The organism is Kitasatospora sp. Xyl93 (genome assembly GCF_055383135.1).
Genome location: NZ_AP029185.1, coordinates 4,454,068 through 4,475,522, shown reverse-complemented (window position 1 = coordinate 4,475,522; position 21,455 = coordinate 4,454,068). Strand labels below are relative to the sequence as shown.

General features: G+C 68.5%; 16 protein-coding genes and 3 rRNA genes. 6 read left to right on the top strand and 13 right to left on the bottom strand.

From position 1 onward, the window contains the following. Positions 1–60 precede the first annotated feature (60 nt). Both ACZ5GH_RS20070 and ACZ5GH_RS20065 read left to right on the top strand, forming a co-directional pair. Positions 61–1,215 carry a C40 family peptidase gene (locus ACZ5GH_RS20070; RefSeq protein WP_464334936.1) on the top strand — a complete coding sequence of 385 codons (1,155 nt, stop codon included), beginning with the start codon at positions 61–63 and terminating at the stop codon, positions 1,213–1,215. Between the two features lie 192 nt (positions 1,216–1,407). Next, positions 1,408–2,136: a phosphatase PAP2 family protein gene (locus tag ACZ5GH_RS20065; protein ID WP_464334935.1), complete on the top strand. Its 729-nt coding sequence runs from the start codon at positions 1,408–1,410 to the stop codon at positions 2,134–2,136. Between the two features lie 101 nt (positions 2,137–2,237). Here ACZ5GH_RS20065 and ACZ5GH_RS20060 read toward each other — a convergent pair whose 3' ends face one another. Beyond that, positions 2,238–2,429 (bottom strand): hypothetical protein, encoded by a 192-nt coding sequence (locus ACZ5GH_RS20060; RefSeq protein ID WP_464334934.1) that lies wholly within the window; start codon positions 2,427–2,429, stop codon positions 2,238–2,240. A 162-nt stretch (positions 2,430–2,591) separates the two neighbouring features. On the opposite strand from ACZ5GH_RS20060, the gene ACZ5GH_RS20055 reads away from it, so the two are divergent. Together ACZ5GH_RS20055 and ACZ5GH_RS20050 are read left to right on the top strand one after the other, a co-directional pair. Further along, entirely contained in the window at positions 2,592–3,491 is a 900-nt protein-coding gene (locus tag ACZ5GH_RS20055; RefSeq protein ID WP_387760466.1) for an SCO4651 family lipoprotein, read from the top strand. 217 nt (positions 3,492–3,708) lie between these two features. Then, positions 3,709–3,897: a hypothetical protein gene (locus tag ACZ5GH_RS20050; RefSeq protein ID WP_387760465.1), complete on the top strand. Its 189-nt coding sequence runs from the start codon at positions 3,709–3,711 to the stop codon at positions 3,895–3,897. 82 nt (positions 3,898–3,979) lie between these two features. Here the strand turns inward: ACZ5GH_RS20050 and ACZ5GH_RS20045 are convergent, their stop codons facing one another. Then, positions 3,980–4,348 carry a metal-sensitive transcriptional regulator gene (locus tag ACZ5GH_RS20045; protein WP_464334933.1) on the bottom strand — a complete coding sequence of 123 codons (369 nt, stop codon included), beginning with the start codon at positions 4,346–4,348 and terminating at the stop codon, positions 3,980–3,982. Between the two features lie 359 nt (positions 4,349–4,707). Here ACZ5GH_RS20045 and ACZ5GH_RS20040 point away from each other — a divergent pair, with 359 nt between their 5' ends. Together ACZ5GH_RS20040 and ACZ5GH_RS20035 are read left to right on the top strand one after the other, a co-directional pair. After that, positions 4,708–5,328, top strand: a complete 621-nt coding sequence (locus tag ACZ5GH_RS20040) for a DUF47 domain-containing protein (protein WP_030059626.1) — start codon at positions 4,708–4,710, stop codon at positions 5,326–5,328. A 5-nt stretch (positions 5,329–5,333) separates the two neighbouring features. Further along, complete coding sequence (locus tag ACZ5GH_RS20035; protein WP_401116805.1) at positions 5,334–6,329, top strand: inorganic phosphate transporter; 996 nt, start codon at positions 5,334–5,336, stop codon at positions 6,327–6,329. A 160-nt stretch (positions 6,330–6,489) separates the two neighbouring features. On the opposite strand, the gene pstB is transcribed toward ACZ5GH_RS20035, so the two are convergent. The 11 genes from pstB to ACZ5GH_RS19980 all read right to left on the bottom strand — a co-directional run bounded on the left by pstB (position 6,490) and on the right by ACZ5GH_RS19980 (position 21,247). Next, positions 6,490–7,266: a phosphate ABC transporter ATP-binding protein PstB gene (gene pstB / locus ACZ5GH_RS20030; RefSeq protein WP_387760462.1), complete on the bottom strand. Its 777-nt coding sequence runs from the start codon at positions 7,264–7,266 to the stop codon at positions 6,490–6,492. Positions 7,267–7,309: 43 nt separating this feature from the next. Beyond that, positions 7,310–8,380, bottom strand: a complete 1,071-nt coding sequence (gene pstA / locus ACZ5GH_RS20025; protein WP_464334932.1) for a phosphate ABC transporter permease PstA — start codon at positions 8,378–8,380, stop codon at positions 7,310–7,312. Further along, complete coding sequence (gene pstC / locus ACZ5GH_RS20020; protein ID WP_387760460.1) at positions 8,377–9,354, bottom strand: phosphate ABC transporter permease subunit PstC; 978 nt, start codon at positions 9,352–9,354, stop codon at positions 8,377–8,379. Before pstC ends, pstA begins: the two co-directional genes overlap by 4 nt. Before the next feature lie 151 nt (positions 9,355–9,505). Beyond that, positions 9,506–10,642: a phosphate ABC transporter substrate-binding protein PstS gene (pstS, locus tag ACZ5GH_RS20015; protein WP_401116810.1), complete on the bottom strand. Its 1,137-nt coding sequence runs from the start codon at positions 10,640–10,642 to the stop codon at positions 9,506–9,508. A 226-nt stretch (positions 10,643–10,868) separates the two neighbouring features. After that, positions 10,869–11,330, bottom strand: coding sequence for an NUDIX hydrolase (locus ACZ5GH_RS20010; protein WP_387760515.1), 462 nt, complete (start codon positions 11,328–11,330; stop codon positions 10,869–10,871). Positions 11,331–11,397: 67 nt separating this feature from the next. Next, positions 11,398–12,486: a CHAD domain-containing protein gene (locus tag ACZ5GH_RS20005; RefSeq protein WP_464334931.1), complete on the bottom strand. Its 1,089-nt coding sequence runs from the start codon at positions 12,484–12,486 to the stop codon at positions 11,398–11,400. 118 nt (positions 12,487–12,604) lie between these two features. Next, positions 12,605–14,956: an RNA degradosome polyphosphate kinase gene (locus ACZ5GH_RS20000; RefSeq protein WP_387760457.1), complete on the bottom strand. Its 2,352-nt coding sequence runs from the start codon at positions 14,954–14,956 to the stop codon at positions 12,605–12,607. 145 nt (positions 14,957–15,101) lie between these two features. Further along, positions 15,102–16,064, bottom strand: a complete 963-nt coding sequence (gene mshD / locus ACZ5GH_RS19995; protein WP_387760456.1) for a mycothiol synthase — start codon at positions 16,062–16,064, stop codon at positions 15,102–15,104. Between the two features lie 73 nt (positions 16,065–16,137). After that, a 5S ribosomal RNA gene (rrf, locus tag ACZ5GH_RS19990) occupies positions 16,138–16,254 on the bottom strand. Positions 16,255–16,334: 80 nt separating this feature from the next. Continuing rightward, a 23S ribosomal RNA gene (locus ACZ5GH_RS19985) occupies positions 16,335–19,455 on the bottom strand. Positions 19,456–19,723: 268 nt separating this feature from the next. Beyond that, positions 19,724–21,247: ribosomal RNA gene (locus ACZ5GH_RS19980) — 16S ribosomal RNA — on the bottom strand. Together the 16S, 23S and 5S rRNA genes form the textbook arrangement of a ribosomal RNA operon. Between the last annotated feature and the right edge of the window lie 208 nt (positions 21,248–21,455).

The following is a 21,455-nucleotide window of genomic DNA, read 5'->3' as shown; positions in this document are numbered from 1 at the left end:
GATTGCGGTGAGCAACGCCTTCCGGGACACTTCGACTGACGATTCGTCGGGATGGTGCTGATGGTACTCCGGAAGGCCGGGACGGCCGCCGCCGCTGCGGGAGTTGTTGCGTTCGGGTTCATCGGGCTGGTGACGCTGGGGACTTATGCGGCGAGTGGGACGCCGCAGCAGTCGGCGAATCGTTCCGCCCTGTCCCCCGGAACGGTCCCCGCGGCCTATCAGGAACCGATCCAGCGGTGGGGCGGGCTCTGCCCCGAGATCTCCGCGCCGATGCTCGCGGCGCAGCTGTACCAGGAGAGCGGTTTCGACCCCAGGGCGCGATCCGGGGTCGGGGCGCAGGGGATGGCGCAGTTCATGCCGGGCACCTGGATCGAGTACGCCACCGACGGCAGCGGGGACGGCAGGGCGGACGTCTGGGACCCGCTGGACGCCATCGCCTCGGCGGCGACCTACGACTGCGCGATCGCCAAGCGGATCGCGAAGGTCCCGGGCGATCCGCAGGCCAACATGCTGGCCGCCTACAACGCCGGCGAGGGCGCGGTGGAGCGGTACAACGGGGTGCCGCCGTACAGGGAGACCCAGGGCTACGTGCGGAACATCCAGGCGATGGCCCGCAGCTTCACCGCGCCGACCGCGCCGGTGGAGGCGTCCTCGCAGGCGGCGGCCGCGATCTACTTCGCGCAGACCAAGCTCGGCACCCCGTACCTGTGGGGCGGTGAGGGCCTGCCCTCGCAGAACGGGCGGTTCGACTGCTCGGGCCTGACCCAGGCCGCGTTCGCCAGCGTGGGCATCACCCTGCCCCGGGTGGCCAACGACCAGTGGTACGCCGGGCCGCACCCGTCGCGCGACCAACTGCGGCCCGGCGACCTGGTGTTCTGGGCGACGGACCTCGGTGATCCGCGGAGCATCCACCACGTCGGGATCTACGTCGGCGGCGGCTACATGATCAACGCGCCGCACACCGGCGCGGTGATCCGCTACGACAGGATCGACACCAGGGAGTACATCGGCGCGACCCGGGTCACCTCGGACGGCGCCCAGGCGCTGCCGACCCGCAACAACGACGGCGCGGTCAACGCCCCGAGCCGTCCGGGCGGGACGCAGCCCACCACCCCCGCGGCGAGCCAGGGCGGCGCACCGGCGGCCCCCGCCCGGGCGGTCGCCGCCGCCCCGCCCGCGCAGGCCGGACCGAGCCCCGCCGGCCCGGGACGGTAGGCCCGGTGCGGCCGGACGGCCGGGACCTGTGTGCGCACTGTGGACGCTGAGTCAAGTTTCGATAACCGCGCGTTTCCGTGGAACGCTGTGCCCCGGAAATGACGTTTCCTCCGGTGGCCCCTCGTCAGCTACCCGCACCGGGCGGGCCCCGGCCACGACGACCAGCTGCAGCGGACCAGAAGGAGGTGCGGCGTGTCGACGCCGCTTGCCGACACGACCAACCCCGACCTCGACCTGCTCTACGCCGTCAACGGCCTGGCCAAGCGCTCCCCGCAGTGGCTGGACCACATGGTCTCGTGGGTCGGCGAGTACGGCATCCTGATCGGCCTGGCGATGCTCGGTCTGGTCGCCTGGCTCCAGGCCAGGCGCCGTCCGGACGCGCCGGTGGCGATGGCCGGGCTGCTCTGGGTCCCGATCTCGGTGGCCCTCGCCGAGCTGGCCAACCTGCCGATCGCCGCGATCGTCGACCGCCCGCGCCCCTTCGTCGACCATCCCGGGCTGCTGGTGCTGGTGGACGGCAAGGCCGGCACCCACTCCTTCGTCAGCGACCACTCGACCATGACCATGGGCGTCGCGGTGGCGCTGTTCCTGGTGAACCGCAGGCTGGGCTGGATCGCCGGCGGGCTGGCGGTCCTCCAGGGCTTCTGCCGGATGTTCATGGGCGTCCACTACCCGACCGACGTGATCGGCGGCTTCGCGCTCGCCGTCGCCGTGGTGCTGCTGCTGGCGCCGATCGCGATGGCGGTGCTGGTGCCGTTCTGCCACGCGCTGAGCCGGACGGCGGTCGCCCCGCTGATCCGGGCGTCCGAGCGCGGCGGCACGGCGCGTGCCGGGACCGGGGCCGGTCCGCGCGGCCGTCGGCGCGGGCGCGGGGCGGTGCGGGCCGGGGAGCAGCCGCCGGAGTCCGACCTCGCGGCCTGACCTCCCGGCGGCCCCGAGCCCCGCGGCCCGGCAGAAGCCGCCGGGAAACCCGGAAGGAGCCGCAGAGGAGCCCGGGAGGAGCCGTCCGGAGCCCCCCGGGCTCAGTCCGGCTCGGCGCCGTTCTCGCTGAGGTGGCCGGCCCCCTCGCGGCGGGCCAGGTCGCGCGAGCGGCGGGCCGGGGCGTACCAGCCGCAGCTGCAGGTCGCGAAGGCGAAGGAGCCGCGCTCGCTGATCGCGAGGCGGTGTTCGGGCATCCGGGCGGTGCCGGGCGAGACCGGCAGCTCACTGTGCACGTGGTTCACCGTAACGCGCCGGACGCCCGCTGCGCGACGCGCCCGGAGCTCCGGTCCTGCGTAACCCCTGGCGCCCCAACTCGTTTGCCCGGAAAGAGCTCTGCCCACCCGGTGGTGGCCGGCGGGGCAGTCGGGCCCGAGGGGGTTCTCGCGAGGATGAAGATGACCGACCAGCAGCGCGCCGGACGGCCGGCACGCCGTCCGGGTCCGCACCTGCGCTCGGCGGCCGGGGCCGCCCTGCTCGCCGCCGCCCTGGCGGCGGGGGCCGCCGGCTGCTCCGGCGGCGCCGGGGGCGGTTCCTCCGACCAGCAGTCGGGCGCCCCCGACCAGCTCGCCGCGGATCCGCTGACGGCGGTGCGCAACGCCGCCGACATCACCGGCCGCACCGGCTCCGCGCGCACCGCGACCGAACTGGTCACCGAGTCCGCGGAGAAGAAGGCCTCGTTCAGCGGCACCGGCGGCTACGACTACGTCAAGCGGGTCGGCCGGCTGGAGATCCAGGTGCCGCCGGGCGCGGCGACCACCGGGAAGATCGTCGAGGTGGTGCTGCCGGGCACCGTCTACCTCCAGAACAGCGGCGCCAAGGTGCCCGAGGGCAAGTGGGTCAAGCTGGACGTGCGCCAGCTGCCGGACGGCAACCTGGTCAGCAGCGGCGCCACCGACCCGGCCTCGGCGGCGGGGGCGCTGCGCGGGGCGCAGAAGGCGGAGGCGGTGGGCACCGAGACCGTCGACGGGGTCGCGCTGCACCACTACCGGGGCACCCTGGACCTCGCGAAGGCGGCCGACGCGACGGGCGGCCGGGGCGGTGACGGCCTGCGGATGGGCGGGCAGACCTTCACCGTCAAGGAGGTCCCGTACGACGTCTGGCTGGACGACCAGGGCCGGCTGCACAAGGTGGTCGAGGTGTTCACCTTCGCCGGGGTCGCCGGGTCCAAGGAGCCCAAGGACCAGGTGAAGGTGACGTCGACGACCTCGCTACGGGACTTCGGCGGGCCGGTGGAGGCGGCCGAGCCCGCGGCCTCGGACATCTACCAGGTGAAGCCCACGGAGAGCCCGAAGTAGGGCGGGTCCGACAGGCCCTGGACGGCCGGGGCAGCGCCCCGGCGCCGGGGCGAGACGGGGTGCGGCCGGAGCGGGTGGCCGTCCGGGGAGCGACGGCCACCCGTTTCGGCGGCGCCGAGATGGCCCGTCCGTGCCATGTGGACGGGCCCCGAAGTGCCTAGGCTGGACTCCGGGTGGCTGCCGCCCGGGCTGGCGAGGCACTGAAGGGGTGGTGCAGGTGGTGTCGTCCACGGGCGGCCGCAGCGGCGGCCACGACGACGCGGCCCTCGACGAGATCGATCTGGCCGGCGAGCTGATGATCGCCGCGACGGCCAGCTCCGGCGACCGGCTGCCGACCGAGCGGATCGACGAGGTGCTGCTGGACCGGACCGAGCCCGGCCGGGCCGACCGGGAGGCCGACGGCTAGCCGGCCCCCGCGACGACGGCCCCGGCGCGGCGGACGGCCTGGGAGCGGCGGACGGCCGGGGAGCCGCGGACGGCCCGTCGGCTCAGCTGCGCAGCAGGCGGCTGATCGCGGCGGTGGCCTCCGCCACCTTGGCGTCCAGCTCGGCGCCGCCCTCCTCGGCGGCCGCGGCGACGCAGTGCCGCAGGTGCTCCTCCAGCAGGGAGAGCGCGAAGGACTGCAGCGCCTTGGTGCTGGCCGAGACCTGGGTGAGCACGTCGATGCAGTAGACGTCCTCGTCGACCATCCGCTGGAGGCCGCGGACCTGGCCCTCGATCCGGCGCAGCCGCTTGAGGTGGGCGTCCTTCTGCGCGCTGTAGCCGTGCGGGCCGTGGTGCCCCGCCGGAGCGGGGCCGGCGTGGGGGTCGGTCCCCTGCGCGTGCTCCGGCTCGGTGCGCGCTTGCGTCGTGGTCATCGGCCCCGCCTTCGTCTCAGTGCCTGGTGGCTGCGTCGGCCACCAGTGTCCAACACCGGGGCCTTCCGTGGTGTTCCGACGGCCGACCCGGCATGTGCCGCGGGGCCCGGTGGACGGGTGCCCGCCGGTTGAGCCGTCTGAGCGGCGCCCCGCTCTTCCGTGCGCACGACGGGGACAATCCGGGCGAGGTTCCGTCAGACTGGGGTCTCGCGCCCCCACGTGGTGGTGCGCCGGATCACCCGGTGCGGCAGTCGAACGGAAGGGGAGGTTCCGGCTCCTTCCCCGACACCCCGTTTGCGTGATTGCGCTTGGTTGCACCTAGCATCGTTCAGTCCCTACCCCGCACATCGGAGATTTCCGTGCGTTTTAGCCTGACCCCGAAGGAGACGAGCTTCTACGACATGTTCGCCGCCGCGGCGGAGAACCTCGTCGTCGGATCGAAGCTCCTTTTGGAGCTGCTGGGATCAGACGTGTCGGCCCGTGCGGAGATCGTCGAGCGCATGCGCGCCGCCGAGCACGCCGGGGACGACACCACCCACGCCGTCTTCCACCAGCTGAACTCGTCCTTCATCACGCCCTTCGACCGCGAGGACATCTACAGCCTCGCCTCGTCGCTGGACGACATCATGGACTTCATGGAGGAGGCCGTCGACCTGGTCGTCCTCTACGACATCCAGACCCTGCCGAAGGGCATCGAGCAGCAGATCGAGGTACTGGCGCGCGCCGCGGAACTCACCGCCGAGGCGATGCCCAACCTGCGCAGCATGTCCAACCTCACCGAGTACTGGATCGAGGTCAACCGGCTGGAGAACCAGGCCGACCAGATCCACCGCAAGCTGCTCGCCCACCTGTTCTCCGGTCAGTACGACGCCATCGAGGTCCTCAAGCTCAAGCAGGTCGTGGACGTCCTTGAGGAGGCGGCGGACGCCTTCGAGCACGTCGCCAACACGGTGGAGACCATCGCCGTCAAGGAGTCCTGACCCTCGTGGACATGGCAGCACTCATCGCCGTCATCGGCGTTGCGTTCTTCTTCACGTACACCAACGGCTTCCACGACTCGGCGAACGCGATCGCCACCTCGGTCTCCACCCGGGCGCTCACCCCCCGGGCGGCGCTGGCGATGGCCGCGGTGATGAACCTGGCCGGCGCGTTCCTCGGGAGCGGGGTGGCGCACACCGTCTCCAAGGGGATCATCGAGACGCCGAGCGGCAACCAGGGGATGGCGATCCTGTTCGCCGCCCTGGTCGGGGCGATCGCCTGGAACCTGGTCACCTGGTACTTCGGCCTCCCGTCCTCCTCCTCGCACGCGCTGTTCGGCGGCATGGTGGGCGCGGCGCTGGCCGGCGGCGTCGACGTGATCTGGAGCGGGGTCCTCGAGAAGATCGTCATCCCGATGATCGTCTCGCCGGTGGTCGGCCTGGTCGGCGGCTTCCTGGTGATGCTGGCGATCCTGTGGATCTTCCGCCGGGCCAACCCGCACCGGGCCAAGCGCAACTTCCGGGTCGCCCAGACCGCCTCGGCCGCCGCGATGGCCCTGGCGCACGGCCTCCAGGACGCCCAGAAGACCATGGGCATCGTGGTCATGGCCCTGACCATCTCCGGCCACCAGGCCGGCAACGGGATCCCGGTCTGGGTGAAGATCTCCTGCGCGACCATGCTCTCGCTGGGCACCTACGCGGGCGGCTGGCGGATCATGCGGACCCTGGGCCGCAAGATCATCGAGCTGGACCCGCCGCAGGGCTTCGCCGCCGAGGCCACCGCCTCGACCGTCATGTACATCACGTCGTTCGTCTTCAAGGCGCCGATCTCGACCACGCACGTGATCACCTCGGCGATCATGGGCGCGGGCGCGACCAAGCGGATCCGCGCGGTGCGCTGGGGCGTCGCGAAGAACATCGTGCTCGGCTGGTTCATCACGATGCCGGCGGCCGCCATCGTCGCAGCGCTGGTGTACTGGTTCGTCCACCTGTTCTGGGGCTGACGCCCCCGCAGGACCGGCGAACGGGCAGGGCCCGCCCCCACATCTCGGGGGCGGGCCCTTTTCCATGTCCCGCGGCGGCACCGCCATGCAGCACCACGGGACAGCTCGCGGTCCGTCACGCTCCTCGGCGCCCGGGGCGCCGCCCGTGCCGGGGCCGGGTCTAGCCGAAGCGGCCGGAGATGTAGTCCTCGGTCGCCTGGACCTGCGGGTTCGAGAAGATCCGCTGGGTGTCGTCCAGCTCGATCAGCTTGCCCGGCTGGCCGACGCCGGCCAGGTTGAAGAAGGCGGTGCGGTCGCTGACGCGGGCCGCCTGCTGCATGTTGTGGGTCACGATGACGATGGTGAACTGCTCCTTCAGCTCGCCGATCAGGTCCTCGATGGCGAGGGTCGAGATCGGGTCGAGCGCGGAGCAGGGCTCGTCCATCAGCAGGACCTGGGGCTCGACCGCGATGGCGCGGGCGATGCACAGGCGCTGCTGCTGACCGCCGGAGAGGCCGGCCCCGGGCTTGTTCAGCCGGGTGTGGACCTCCTTCCAGAGGTTGGCGCCCTTCAGCGAGCGCTCCACCACCTCGTCCAGCACGGACTTCCTCTTCACGCCGGCGAGCCGCAGACCGGCGATCACGTTGTCGTAGATCGACATGGTCGGGAACGGGTTCGGGCGCTGGAAGACCATGCCGACCGAGCGGCGCACGGCGACCGGGTCGACGTTGGAGGCGTACAGGTTCTCGTCGTCCAGGAGGACCTTGCCCTCGACCCGGGCGCCCGGGATCACCTCGTGCATCCGGTTGAGGGTCCGCAGGAAGGTGGACTTGCCGCAGCCGGAGGGGCCGATGAAGGCCGTGACCGAACGGGGCTCGATGCTCATCGAGATGTCCTCGATGGCCTTGGTGGTGCCGTAGAAGGCCGACAGTCCGCTGACGTCGATGCGCTTGGCCATGATCGTTTGCTTCTCTCGTCTGTCTCGTACGTCAGTCGGTCGCTCAGTGTCCGCCCTTGGGCGAGCGCCAGCGCGCGATGCCCCGGGCGACGAGGTTGAGCCCCATCACGAAGGCGATCAGCACCAGCGCCGCGCCCCAGGCACGGGCGTAGCCGAAGTCGTTGTTGACCTGCGAGTACTGCGTCCAGATGTACATCGGCAGGGACTGCTGCGGTCCGTCGAACGGGTTGTTGTTGATGTAGTCGGCGCCGAACACCAGCATCATCACCGGGGCGGTCTCGCCCGTGATGCGGGCGACCGCGAGCATCACACCGGTGGTGATGCCGCCGATCGCGGTGGGGAGGACGATCCGCAGGATGGTCTTCCACTTCGGCACGCCGAGCGCGTACGAGGCCTCGCGCAGCTCGTTCGGGACGAGCTTCAGCATCTCCTCGGTGGACCGGACCACGACCGGCATCATCAGGATGGCCAGTGCGAGGCTGCCCGAGAAGCCGGAGTAGCCGAAGCCCAGGGCGAGGTTCCAGAGCGAGAGGACGAACAGACCGGCGACGATCGACGGGATGCCCGTCATGACGTCGACGAAGAAGGTGACCGCCTTGGCGAGCCTGCCCCGGCCGTACTCGACCAGGTAGACGGCGGTCAGCAGACCGATCGGGGCGGCCATCGCGGTGGCCAGGCCGACCTGCTCCAGGGTGCCGATCAGCGCGTGGTAGATGCCGCCGCCGGGCCCGGACTGGATCACGCCCTTCATGGAGTGGCCCAGGAAGTTCCCGTCGACCACGTCGATGCCCTGCTGGACGGTGTAGAACGACAGGGCGACCAGCGGGACGACGGCCAGGATGAAGGCGACCCAGACCACCGAGGTGGCGAGCCGGTCCTTGGCCTGCCGGCGGCCCTCGACCCTGGCCGAGAGGGCGTAGCCGACCAGCAGGAAGAGCACGGCCGAGATCAGGCCCCACTGGAGGTGGCTGGCCAGCCCGCCGGCCAGGCCGATCCCGCAGCCGAGCGCGATCGAGCCGGCGGCGACGGCGGCCGGGGCCCACTTGGGCAGGCGGTTGGCGGTCAGCGGACGGCCGACGGGCCGGGCGTCCTCGACGACGGCGGTGACGGTCATGCGTTGGCCCCCGAGTACTCCTTGCGGCGGGCGATGATCATTCGCGCGGCACCGTTCACCAGCAGGGTGATGACGAACAGGACGAGGCCGGAGGCCATCAGCGCGTCGCGGCCGTTGTCACCGGCCTCGTTGAACTTCAGCGCGATGTTCTGCGCGAACGTGCCGCCGCCGGCGTCCAGGATGTGCAGCGACAGGACGTTGCTGGCGGACAGCACCACCGCGACCGCGATGGTCTCGCCGAGCGCGCGGCCGAGGCCGAGCATCGAGGCCGAGATGATGCCGGGGCGGCCGAACGGCAGCACCGCGGTGCGGATCATCTCCCAGCGGGTCGCGCCGAGCGCGAGCGCCGCCTCCTCGTGCATCCGCGGCACCTGGCGGAACACCTCGCGGGAGACCGCGGTGATGATCGGCAGGACCATGATGGCCAGCAGGATGCCGACGGTGAACAGGTTGCGCGGGGTCCCGGTCCTGGTCTGGTCGAAGACGTAGGTCCAGCCCAGGTACTCGTTGAGCCAGCTGTTCAGGCCGTCCAGGTGCGGCACCAGGAAGAGCGCTCCCCAGAGGCCGTAGACGATGCTGGGGACGGCGGCGAGCAGGTCGACCAGGTAGGCGAAGGGCTGGGCGATCCGGCGCGGCGCGTAGTGCGAGATGAACAGCGCGATCCCGATGGCCACCGGAACGGCGATCGCCATCGCGATGACCGCGCTGACGACGGTGCCGAAGGCCAGGACGGCGATGCCGAAGACGGGCTTCGGGGCGTCCGGCGTCCACTCGAAGCTGGTGAGGAAGTTGCCCTCGTTGGTGCTCAGGGCGAGGACCGACCGCCAGGTCAGGAACGCCGCGATGGCGGCCATGATGACCAGCAGCAGGATGCCCGAGCCCCGGGCGAGGTTCATGAAGATCTTGTCGCCGACCCGGCTGTCGCGCGGCCGGCGTTCCCTGCCTCGCGGGGCGGCAGGGGAGGATGAAGTCATTGGTCTACTCCGGTCTGGTGGTGCCGCCCCGGGAAGGGGGACGGCACCATGGCGGCGGTGCCCCGGACGTGGTGCTGGGTGTGGTGCGTTCCGGTGGGGCGGCCCCGGCCCCCCTCGCTCACGGGGCCGCCCCACCGGGGGTCCTGTCGGGTCAGGCCAGGGTGGCGATGACGCCGTTGACCTTGTCGGTCACGGCCTTCGGCAGCGGGACGTAGCCCTTCTCGCCGACGGCCTTCTGGCCCGCGTCGCTGGCCGTGTAGGTCAGGAAGGACTTCAGGGTCTCGAGGGTCTCGGCCTTGTTGCCCTTGTCGCAGACGATCTCGTAGGTGATGAGGACCAGCGGGTAGGAGCCCTCTTCCTTGGTCGCGTAGTCGAGCTTCAGCGCGAGGTCGCTGCCGGTGCCGGCGGCCTGGGCCTTGGCGATCGTGGTGGCGGCGTTCTCGGCGGTGGCCGCGACCGGCTTGGAGGCGCCCGTGTTGATCGCGGCGCTCTTCAGGCTGTTGGTCTGGGCGTAGGCCAGCTCGACGTAGCTGATCGAGTTCTTGACCTGCTTCACCTGGGCCGAGACGCCGGCGCTGCCGTTGGCCGACTGGCCGCCCTTGGCCGCCCAGGCCTTGCCGGCCGGGTAGGTCCAGGCACCGCCGCCGGCGGCGGCGAAGTACTTGGTCAGGTTCTCGGTGGTGCCGGCGTCGTCCGAGCGGTGGAAGGTCTGGATGTCCGCGTCCGGCAGCTTGGCGCCCGGGTTGAGGGCGGCGATCGCCGGGTCGTTCCACTTGGTGATCTGCGAGTCGAAGATCTTGGCGGAGGTCGGGCCGTCCAGGACCAGGTTGTCGACACCGTCGATGTTGTAGACCAGCGAGATCAGGCCGCCGACCATCGGCAGGTCGATGCCCTGGCCGCCGGTGCAGACCGCCTTGGAGGCCTCGATCTCGGCGGGCTTCAGGGCCGAGTCGGAGCCGGCGAACTGGATCTTGCCCTGGTTGAACTGCTGGATGCCGGCGCCGGAGCCGCCACCCTGGTAGTTGATCGTGCTGCCGGAGCAGGCGGCGGCGAAGCTGGTCTTCCAGACGTCCATCGCCGCACCCTGGGCGGTGGAACCGGCGGCGATCAGCGAACCGGCCTTGCCACAGTTGATCGCGGCGCCGGCCGCGGTGGAGCCGTTGGTACCGCCGGTCGCGGTCGTGTTGTTGTTGTTGTCCGATCCGCAGGCGGCGAGCGACAGCGAGCTGACGAGCGCCATGGCACCGATCGCGAGGGCCTTGGAGCGGCCGTTCCGCTGGAGCTTCACAGGGGTGTCCCTTTCTGTGGCATTGCCCTCGCACGGGCCGTACGGGTACGGCCCAGCAGGGGTTTTGCTGTGGTCCGGGGCCCGTGCGGCCCTCCGGTGGTCCCGAAGTTAGGCCGGGCAGGTGACACGACAGCCGGTCGCAAGTGAACGGCGAGTGAACCTCGAACGGATGACAGGAAACTACGTCAGGTAGTAACGGTTGCGTCACGGCAAGGGCGCGGGGAGATCACTTCCACCGTTCCTTCACCGGGGCGGCCCCGGCCGCCCGCACCGGTCGCGCCCCCAGGACCGCCAGCAGCGCGTCGACCAGCAACCGGTCCTGGTCCTGGGTGAGCCGCGCGCGGGCCTTCCCGGCCGGCAGCCACTCCAGCCGGTCCACCTCCCGGTTCGGCCGGAAGGACCCGCTCGACGGAACCGCCGACCAGTAGCGGACCTCCTTCGGGCGGCCCTGCACCCGGTAGTGCTGGGTGGGCAGCTCCGGGCCCAGCAGACAGTGGAAGCCGGTCTCCTCCCGGACCTCGCGCAGCGCCGCGTCGACCGGCCCCTCGCCGGGTTCGAGCTTGCCCTTCGGCAGGCTCCAGTCGTCGTACTTGGGCCGGTGGATCACCGCGATCCGCGGCCGCCCCAGCCGTCCGCCCTTCTTCGGCCGGCCCGGCAGCCACAGCACCGCCCCGGCCGCCAGGATCACCGGGGCGTGCCCCGTCCCGGCGGCGGTCCCCGTCGCCGCCCGGTCGGTGCCCGGGCGCTCGTCCACCTCAGACCGTCCCGGGTGCGGCGGGAAGCCCCCAGGCGTCGGCCGGGACCAGCTCCAGCCAGCCGTCCGGGCCGGACGGCAGCTCGGGCCAGCGGCGGCCGACGGCGTACCGGGCCGACTCCACCTCCAGCCGCTGGTCGGCGTGCACCACGCCCAGCACGTACGCGGTCGCCGGGGTGATCCGCGGGGTCCGCGCCGCGGTGGCGGCGGTGACCGCGGCGTCGGCCGCCTCCTGCTGCCTGGCCAGCACCGCGTCCAGCCCGTCCAGCTCGGAGGACGGGCGGCCGCACACCTCCAGCGCGTACCGGGCCCGTTTCACCAGGATCCGCAGCCGGGCCCAGGGCGCGTCGTCGGCCGCCAGCGCGGTGTCCGCGTCCGTCGCCCCCCGGGACGGCGGCACCGCGCCCAGCCGGCGCAGCCCGTCCCCGCCGTACGGCGTCGCGGCCCGCCGCAGCGGCAGCTGCTGGGCGCCCGCGGACAGCGCGGCGAAGGCGGCGGCGGCCTGCGGCAGCAGCACCGCCGGGGCCCGGCCGCCCGCCGACTCCAGCAGCGGCGCGTCGCCGACCAGCAGGGTCATCCGGTCCGCCAGCGCGTGCAGCCGGGCTGAGCGGAGCTCCTGCAGCACCGTGGAGTGCGCCCTGGTCCGGGCCAGGGTCAGCTGCCGGTCCAGCAGCGCCCGCGCCTTGGGGGCGCCCGCGTGGCCGGCCAGCATGCCGGTCCCGTCCGGGTCGCTGCCGCTCAGCGAGTCCAGCGCGCCCAGCAGCCGGGCCGAGCGGCGGACGTAGCCGGGCTCCAGCGCCAGCAGGTTGAGCAGCCAGCGCAGCTCGGTGCGCGACTCCTGCGCCCAGGTCTGCTCGAAGACCGGGCCGAAGGTGTGCAGCAGCCCGCCGATCCGCCGGACGGCCCGCAGCAGGTCGGAGGTACCGGCCGACGGGACCAGCGCGGCCGTCCCGGGTCTGGCGCCGACCTCGCCCACCGCCAGCGGCAGCGCGCGCAGGAAGGCGCCGGCCTGGGCGGTCAGGTGGCGGGAAAGGATGTCCCCGGCGGTCGCTGTGGCGGCCGCCTGGGCCGTCATCGGCGCTTCGGTCATGGCGTGGTAGATCCCCGTTCCCCCGGGCGGTCCCCGGAGCTGGCGGCCGACCGCCGGAACAGCTGCCCTCGGGAGTCTCGCGGGCAGCTGTCCCGGCGGCTTCGCATCGGTGGACGCGTCAGCGCGAGGTGGCGGCCCGACGGCGCTGGCGCGAGTCGATCAGCAGGTCCTGGACGTGTCGCAGCGGTCGGCCCTCGGCGTCCAGCGAGTGGCGGGTCCACGCGCCGTCCGGCCCCAGGTGCCAGGACTCGGTCTCGTCCGACATCCCGAGGTCGATCAGCCCGGACAGCTCGGCGCGGTGCGCCGGATCGGTGATCCGCAGCAGCGCCTCGATCCGCCGGTCCAGGTTGCGGTGCATCATGTCGGCGCTGCCGATCCAGACCTCCGGATCGCCGCTGTTGCCGAACACGAAGACCCGGGAGTGCTCCAGGAAGCGGCCCAGGATGCTGCGGACCCGGATGTTCTCGCTCAGCCCCGGCACGCCCGGGCGGATCGCGCAGATCCCGCGCACCCAGACGTCCACCGGCACCCCGGCCTGGGAGGCCCGGTACAGCGCGTCGATCACGGCCTCGTCGACGATCGAGTTGACCTTGAGCTTCACGTGGGCCGGACGGCCCGCCCGGTGGTGGGCGATCTCGTTGTGGATCCGCGAGACCAGCCCGTCGCGCAGGCCGCGCGGGGCGGTCAGCAGGCGGCGGTAGGACTCGCGGCGCGAGTAGCCGGAGAGCCGGTTGAACAGGTCCGAGAGGTCCGCGCCGACCTGCGGGTCGGAGGTGAGCAGACCGAGGTCCTCGTACAGCCGGGCCGTCTTCGGGTGGTAGTTGCCGGTGCCGACGTGCGAGTAGCGGCGCAGGGTGTCGCCCTCCTGCCGGACCACCAGCGAGAGCTTGCAGTGCGTCTTCAGCCCGACCAGGCCGTACACCACGTGGCAGCCGGCCTCCTCCAGCTTGCGGGCCCACTTGATGTTGGCCTGCTCGTCGAAGCGCGCCTTGATCTCGACCAGCACCAGCACCTGCTTGCCGGACTCGGCCGCGTCGATCAGCGCGTCGACGATCGGCGAGTCGCCGGAGGTGCGGTACAGGGTCTGCTTGATCGCCAGCACGTCCGGGTCGGCGGCGGCCTGCTCCAGGAAGGCCTGCACCGAGGTGGAGAAGCTGTCGTACGGGTGGTGCAGCAGGACGTCGCGCTCGCGCATCGCGGCGAAGATGTCGGGCTGGGAGGCCGACTCGACGTCGGTCAGCCCGCGGGCCGTGCCGGCCACGAACTTCGGGTACTTGAGCTCCGGACGGTCCAGCTCGGCGATCCCGAACAGCCCGGTCAGGTCCAGCGGCCCGGGCAGCGGGAAGACCTCCGCCTCGGTGATGTTCAGCTCCCGCACCAGCAGGTCCAGGATGTACGGGTCGATCGACTCCTCGACCTCCAGCCGCACCGGCGGGCCGAAGCGCCGCCGCATCAACTCCTTCTCCAGGGCCTTGAGGATGTTCTCGGTGTCGTCCTCCTCCACCTCCAGGTCCTCGTTGCGGGTGACGCGGAAGGCGTGGTGGGCCAGCACCTCCATCCCCGGGAAGAGCTCCTCCAGGTGGGCGCCCATGACGTCCTCCAGCGGGACGTACCGCTGGGGCGAGGCCTCCAGGAAGCGGGCCAGCGACTGCGGCACCTTGACGCGCGCGAAGTGCTTGTGGCCGGAGACCGGGTTGCGCACCACGACGGCCAGGTTGAGCGAGAGCCCCGATATGTACGGGAAGGGGTGCGCCGGATCCACCGCCAGCGGGGTCAGCACGGGGAAGATCTTCTGCCGGAACAGCGTGTGCAGCCGGGCCTGTTCCTTCTCCGCCAGCTCCGACCAGCGGACCACCTCGATGCCCTCGGCGGCCAGGTCGGGCAGCACCTCCTGCTGGAACGCGGCGGCGTGACGGGCCATCAGCTCGCGCGAGCGGGTCCAGATCAGGTCCAGCACCTCGCGCGGCTGGAGGCCCGAGGCGCTGCGCTGGGCGACGCCGGTGGCGATCCGGCGCTTCAGGCCGGCCACCCGGACCATGAAGAACTCGTCCAGGTTGCTCGCGAAGATCGCCAGGAACTTCGCCCGCTCCAGCAGCGGGATGCCCGAGTCCTCGGCCAGCTCCAGCACCCGCTCGTTGAACGCGAGCCAACTGCGCTCGCGGTCCAGGAAGCGGCCCTGCGGCAGCGCTTCGAACTCCTCCTCGTCCGTGGCCGGCAGCTCCGGCGGAATGCCCAGCGCGCTGGACATCCGGGCCGTGGGCGACAGCGGGGCAGAGACGGGGCGGGGGATGCTCATGGGCTCCAGCTCCTCCAGCAGCGGGACGGCGTCCGGACACGTATGGCTCTGCGGGCCGTCGCCCCCGCTCCGGGTCGCCCCCGGGGACAACACCCACCCTCCGGGCGCGGTCCGTACAGGACCGGCCGGTGCGTGGCGGTCGACTCTGCACGAGCGAGACACTACGGACTTCATCCTGTGATCTTCGCGGCAGCAATTGAATCCACGGTAAACACCGCATGGCCAGGAGGAAAGCTGAGTCGGTCGGGGCAAGGGGCGTCGCCGTCCCGTCCCTCGCCCGCGACCGCTCGGGGGCCCTCCCGGCCGCTCCCCGCAGCGGCTAGGACGGCCGGTCGGCCCGGTACCGGGCCCGGTACATGAGGTCCACCTCGTGAACGGTGAACCCCAGTCGTTCATATACCCGCACGGCGGCCGGATTGTCGGCGTCGACGTAGAGAAGAACGGTGTCCAGTCCGCGCTCGCCGGGGCCGGTGCCGGTCAGGTGGCGCAGGCCCGCCGCGGTCAGCGCGCGGCCGAGGCCGCTGCCCTGCTCGGCCGGGTCCACGCCGACCACGTACACCTCGCCGAGTTCGGGCTCGGTGGCGGTGGCCGGATGCACCTTGGTCCAGTGGAAGCCGACCACCCTGCCCTCACGGGTGGCGAGGAAGAAGCCGGCCGGGTCGAACCAGGGCTCGGCGACCCGCTCGGCCAGGTCCTGCCCGGTCCAGCCGCCCTGCTCCGGGTGGTGGGCGAAGGCGAGGGCGTTCAGCCGCAGCCACTCGGCGTCGTCCTCCCCCGGGCGGAAGGTGCGGAGCTCGAAGCCCTCGGGGACGGCCACCGCCTCCGCCTGCCGGCCGGTGCGGCGCATCTGCCGCAGCTCGCGGACCAGCTCGGCGCCGTACGCCCCGGCCAGGTGCCGGGCCGCCGGGTGGCCGCCGTGCACCCAGAAGTCCACCGCGTCACGCCCCGCCCGATGGGCCTGCGCCAGGACGGCGTCCACCAGCGGGCGGGCCAGACCGCGGCCGCGGGCCGCCGGGTCGACCACCAGCTCGGCGGCGGGGTTCGCCGCCGGGTTCTCGGGCACTTCGAGCTGGCCGTAGCCGAGGACGGCGCCGGCTCCGGTCTCGACGAGGTGGCGGACCCCCGGTCGCGGGGTCTCCGCGTTCCGCAGCCGGAGCCGGCCCTGCTCGGACACAGCGGCCCGACCGTCCACGGCTTGGGCCTCCGCCAGAACACGCAGGGCGCCGTCGCGCTGCTCGGGCCGGAGCACATCGTTCGCAGTGACCGCTGTCTGATCGTCCATGATCCGACGATACGACACCGGAAAAGCAAAGAACCCCTGATCCGATGGGACCAGGGGTTCTTCAGCAATGATTGTTCGGCGGCGTCCTACTCTCCCACAGGGTCCCCCCTGCAGTACCATCGGCGCTGTAAGGCTTAGCTTCCGGGTTCGGAATGTAACCGGGCGTTTCCCTCACGCTATGACCACCGAAACACTATGAAACTGTCAACCGCACACCCGTGGACACGGGCGGGTCGTTGTTTCAGAACAACACAGTGGACGCGAGCAACTGAGGACAAGCCCTCGGCCTATTAGTACCGGTCAACTCCACCCCTCACAGGGCTTCCATATCCGGCCTATCAACCCAGTCGTCTACTGGGAGCCTTACCCTCTCAAGGAGGTGGGAGTGCTCATCTCGAAGCAGGCTTCCCGCTTAGATGCTTTCAGCGGTTATCCCTCCCGAACGTAGCCAACCAGCCATGCCCTTGGCAGAACAACTGGCACACCAGAGGTTCGTCCGTCCCGGTCCTCTCGTACTAGGGACAGCCCTTCTCAACACTCCTACGCGCACAGCGGATAGGGACCGAACTGTCTCACGACGTTCTAAACCCAGCTCGCGTACCGCTTTAATGGGCGAACAGCCCAACCCTTGGGACCTACTCCAGCCCCAGGATGCGACGAGCCGACATCGAGGTGCCAAACCATCCCGTCGATATGGACTCTTGGGGAAGATCAGCCTGTTATCCCCGGGGTACCTTTTATCCGTTGAGCGACGGCGCTTCCACAAGCCACCGCCGGATCACTAGTCCCTACTTTCGTACCTGCTCGACCCGTCAGTCTCACAGTCAAGCTCCCTTGTGCACTTACACTCAACACCTGATTGCCAACCAGGCTGAGGGAACCTTTGGGCGCCTCCGTTACCCTTTAGGAGGCAACCGCCCCAGTTAAACTACCCACCAGACACTGTCCCTGATCCGGATCACGGACCCAGGTTAGACATCCAGCACGACCAGAGTGGTATTTCAACGGCGACTCCACAACAACTGGCGTTGCTGCTTCACAGTCTCCCACCTATCCTACACAAGCCGAACCGAACACCAATATCAAGCTATAGTAAAGGTCCCGGGGTCTTTCCGTCCTGCTGCGCGAAACGAGCATCTTTACTCGTAATGCAATTTCACCGGGCCTATGGTTGAGACAGTCGAGAAGTCGTTACGCCATTCGTGCAGGTCGGAACTTACCCGACAAGGAATTTCGCTACCTTAGGATGGTTATAGTTACCACCGCCGTTTACTGGCGCTTAAGTTCTCAGCTTCGCCTGGCCGAAACCAAGCTAACCGGTCCCCTTAACGTTCCAGCACCGGGCAGGCGTCAGTCCGTATACATCGCCTTACGGCTTCGCACGGACCTGTGTTTTTAGTAAACAGTCGCTTCTCGCTGGTCTCTGCGGCCACCCCCAGCTCAAGGTGCAAGACCCATCACCAGGAATGGCCCCCCTTCTCCCGAAGTTACGGGGGCATTTTGCCGAGTTCCTTAACCATAGTTCACCCGAACGCCTCGGTATTCTCTACCTGACCACCTGAGTCGGTTTGGGGTACGGGCCGCCATGAAACTCGCTAGAGGCTTTTCTCGACAGCATAGGATCATCCACTTCACCACAATCGGCTCGGCATCAGGTCTCAGCCTTCATGTGAGGCGGATTTGCCTACCTCACGGCCTACACCCTTACCCCGGGACAACCACCGCCCGGGCTGGACTACCTTCCTGCGTCACCCCATCGCTCACCTACTACCCCGTTGGGTCACCGGCTCCACCACGTCCCTTCGTCCGAAGACTCCAGGCCGGCTTCACGGGCTTAGCATCAAGAGGTTCAGCGTTGGCGCTTCAAAGCGGGTACGGGAATATCAACCCGTTGTCCATCGACTACGCCTGTCGGCCTCGCCTTAGGTCCCGACTTACCCTGGGCAGATCAGCTTGACCCAGGAACCCTTGGTCAATCGGCGCAAGAGTTTCCCACTCTTGTATCGCTACTCATGCCTGCATTCTCACTCGTATACCGTCCACGACTGGTTTCCACCGCCGCTTCACCCGGCACACGACGCTCCCCTACCCATCACAGCAGGCGTTGGCCCTTAATGCTGCAATGACACGACTTCGGTGATGTGCTTGAGCCCCGCTACATTGTCGGCGCGGAATCACTTGACCAGTGAGCTATTACGCACTCTTTCAAGGGTGGCTGCTTCTAAGCCAACCTCCTGGTTGTCTCTGCGACTCCACATCCTTTCCCACTTAGCACACGCTTAGGGACCTTAGTCGGTGTTCTGGGCTGTTTCCCTCTCGACCATGGAGCTTATCCCCCACAGTCTCACTGCCACGCTCTCACTTACCGGCATTCGGAGTTTGGCTAAGGTCAGTAACCCGGTAAGGCCCATCGCCTATCCAGTGCTCTACCTCCGGCAAGAAACACGTGACGCTGCACCTAAATGCATTTCGGGGAGAACCAGCTATCACGGAGTTTGATTGGCCTTTCACCCCTAACCACAGGTCATCCCCCAGGTTTTCAACCCTGGTGGGTTCGGTCCTCCACACGGTCTTACCCGCGCTTCAACCTGCCCATGGCTAGATCACTCCGCTTCGGGTCTTGGGCATGCAACTCAACCGCCCTATTCGGACTCGCTTTCGCTACGGCTACCCCACACGGGTTAACCTCGCTACACACCGCAAACTCGCAGGCTCATTCTTCAAAAGGCACGCAGTCACGGCCCACGTCCGAAGACGTGAACGACGCTCCCACGGCTTGTAGGCACACGGTTTCAGGTACTATTTCACTCCGCTCCCGCGGTACTTTTCACCATTCCCTCACGGTACTATCCGCTATCGGTCACTAGGGAATATTTAGGCTTAGCGGGTGGTCCCGCCAGATTCACACGGGATTTCTCGGGCCCCGTGCTACTTGGGAGTTCTTCAAACGAGCCGTACAGATTTCGTCTACGGGGGTCTTACCCTCTACGCCGGACCTTTCGCATGTCCTTCGACTACCCATACGGTTTCTGACTCGCCGACCGGCCGGCAGACCGGTCAAGAAAAATCCCACGACCCCGAAACGGCAACCCCTGCCGGGTCTCACACCATTCCGGTTTAGCCTCATCCAGTTTCGCTCGCCACTACTCCCGGAATCACGGTTGTTTTCTCTTCCTGCGGGTACTGAGATGTTTCACTTCCCCGCGTTCCCTCCACACTGCCTATGTGTTCAGCAGTGGGTGACAGCCCATGACGGCTGCCGGGTTTCCCCATTCGGAAACCCCCGGATCAAAGCCTGGTTGACGGCTCCCCGGGGACTATCGTGGCCTCCCACGTCCTTCATCGGTTCCTAGTGCCAAGGCATCCACCGTGCGCCCTTAAAAACTTGGCCACAGATGCTCGCGTCCACTGTGCAGTTCTCAAACAACGACCAGTCACCCACCCTCGACGATCCGAAGACCACCTCAAGTGAGGCCAGCTCTGAGACAACGTTTCCGTTCCCTCAGGACCCAACAACGTGCCCGACACAGTCAATCCCAGAACGCGTTCCACGCCGAAGCAGTACTAACATCCGATCTCTTCCTGTGCCGAATAGTCAACGTTCCACCCATGAGCAACCGTGCAGAACATTCGCCTGCAAGCGGCTATGTGCTCCTTAGAAAGGAGGTGATCCAGCCGCACCTTCCGGTACGGCTACCTTGTTACGACTTCGTCCCAATCGCTGGTCCCACCTTCGACGGCTCCTCCCCTTACGGGTTAGGCCACCGGCTTCGGGTGTTACCGACTTTCGTGACGTGACGGGCGGTGTGTACAAGGCCCGGGAACGTATTCACCGCAGCATGCTGATCTGCGATTACTAGCAACTCCAACTTCATGGGGTCGAGTTGCAGACCCCAATCCGAACTGAGGCCGGCTTTTTGGGATTCGCTCCGCCTCACGGCATCGCAGCCCTTTGTACCGACCATTGTAGCACGTGTGCAGCCCAAGACATAAGGGGCATGATGATTTGACGTCGTCCCCACCTTCCTCCGAGTTGACCCCGGCAGTCTCCTGTGAGTCCCCATCACCCCGAAAGGCATGCTGGCAACACAGAACAAGGGTTGCGCTCGTTGCGGGACTTAACCCAACATCTCACGACACGAGCTGACGACAACCATGCACCACCTGTATACCGACCACAAGGGGGCACCTGTCTCCAGGTGTTTCCGGCATATGTCAAGCCTTGGTAAGGTTCTTCGCGTTGCGTCGAATTAAGCCACATGCTCCGCTGCTTGTGCGGGCCCCCGTCAATTCCTTTGAGTTTTAGCCTTGCGGCCGTACTCCCCAGGCGGGGAACTTAATGCGTTAGCTGCGGCACCGACGACGTGGAATGTCGCCAACACCTAGTTCCCAACGTTTACGGCGTGGACTACCAGGGTATCTAATCCTGTTCGCTCCCCACGCTTTCGCTCCTCAGCGTCAGTAATGGCCCAGAGATCCGCCTTCGCCACCGGTGTTCCTCCTGATATCTGCGCATTTCACCGCTACACCAGGAATTCCGATCTCCCCTACCACACTCTAGCCTGCCCGTATCGAATGCAGACCCGGGGTTAAGCCCCGGGCTTTCACATCCGACGCGACAGGCCGCCTACGAGCTCTTTACGCCCAATAATTCCGGACAACGCTCGCACCCTACGTATTACCGCGGCTGCTGGCACGTAGTTAGCCGGTGCTTCTTCTGCAGGTACCGTCACTTGCGCTTCTTCCCTGCTGAAAGAGGTTTACAACCCGAAGGCCGTCATCCCTCACGCGGCGTCGCTGCATCAGGCTTTCGCCCATTGTGCAATATTCCCCACTGCTGCCTCCCGTAGGAGTCTGGGCCGTGTCTCAGTCCCAGTGTGGCCGGTCGCCCTCTCAGGCCGGCTACCCGTCGTCGCCTTGGTAGGCCATTACCCCACCAACAAGCTGATAGGCCGCGGGCTCATCCTGCACCGCCGGAGCTTTCCACCAACCCCCATGCGGAGGAAGGTCGTATCCGGTATTAGACCCCGTTTCCAGGGCTTGTCCCAGAGTGCAGGGCAGATTGCCCACGTGTTACTCACCCGTTCGCCACTGATCCACCCCGAAGGGCTTCACCGTTCGACTTGCATGTGTTAAGCACGCCGCCAGCGTTCGTCCTGAGCCAGGATCAAACTCTCCGTGAATGTTTACCCGTAATCGGGTGCACACCCGCGTTGAGCGGCACGGCAACCACCGGAATAGGGCGGCCCCGCGCACTGCGTCCTCGCTAGTGTTTGTTTCAAAAGGAATCTCCAACCCCGATCAAACGACCGAGGCCGGGGATGTCAACATATCTGGCGTTGACTTTTGGCACGCTGTTGAGTTCTCAAGGAACGGACGCTTCCTTCGAGC

Bases quoted from the DNA above. Each gene is read 5' to 3' on its own strand.
- ACZ5GH_RS20070 (WP_464334936.1), top strand. From the start codon at position 61: ATGGTACTCCGGAAGGCCGGGACGGCCGCCGCCGCTGCGGGAGTTGTT.
- ACZ5GH_RS20055 (WP_387760466.1), top strand. From the start codon at position 2,592: ATGACCGACCAGCAGCGCGCCGGACGGCCGGCACGCCGTCCGGGTCCG.
- ACZ5GH_RS20045 (WP_464334933.1), bottom strand. From the start codon at position 4,348: ATGACCACGACGCAAGCGCGCACCGAGCCGGAGCACGCGCAGGGGACC.
- pstB (WP_387760462.1), bottom strand. From the start codon at position 7,266: ATGGCCAAGCGCATCGACGTCAGCGGACTGTCGGCCTTCTACGGCACC.
- pstA (WP_464334932.1), bottom strand. From the start codon at position 8,380: ATGACCGTCACCGCCGTCGTCGAGGACGCCCGGCCCGTCGGCCGTCCG.
- pstC (WP_387760460.1), bottom strand. From the start codon at position 9,354: ATGACTTCATCCTCCCCTGCCGCCCCGCGAGGCAGGGAACGCCGGCCG.
- ACZ5GH_RS20005 (WP_464334931.1), bottom strand. From the start codon at position 12,486: ATGACCGAAGCGCCGATGACGGCCCAGGCGGCCGCCACAGCGACCGCC.
- ACZ5GH_RS20000 (WP_387760457.1), bottom strand. From the start codon at position 14,956: ATGAAGTCCGTAGTGTCTCGCTCGTGCAGAGTCGACCGCCACGCACCG.
- mshD (WP_387760456.1), bottom strand. From the start codon at position 16,064: ATGGACGATCAGACAGCGGTCACTGCGAACGATGTGCTCCGGCCCGAG.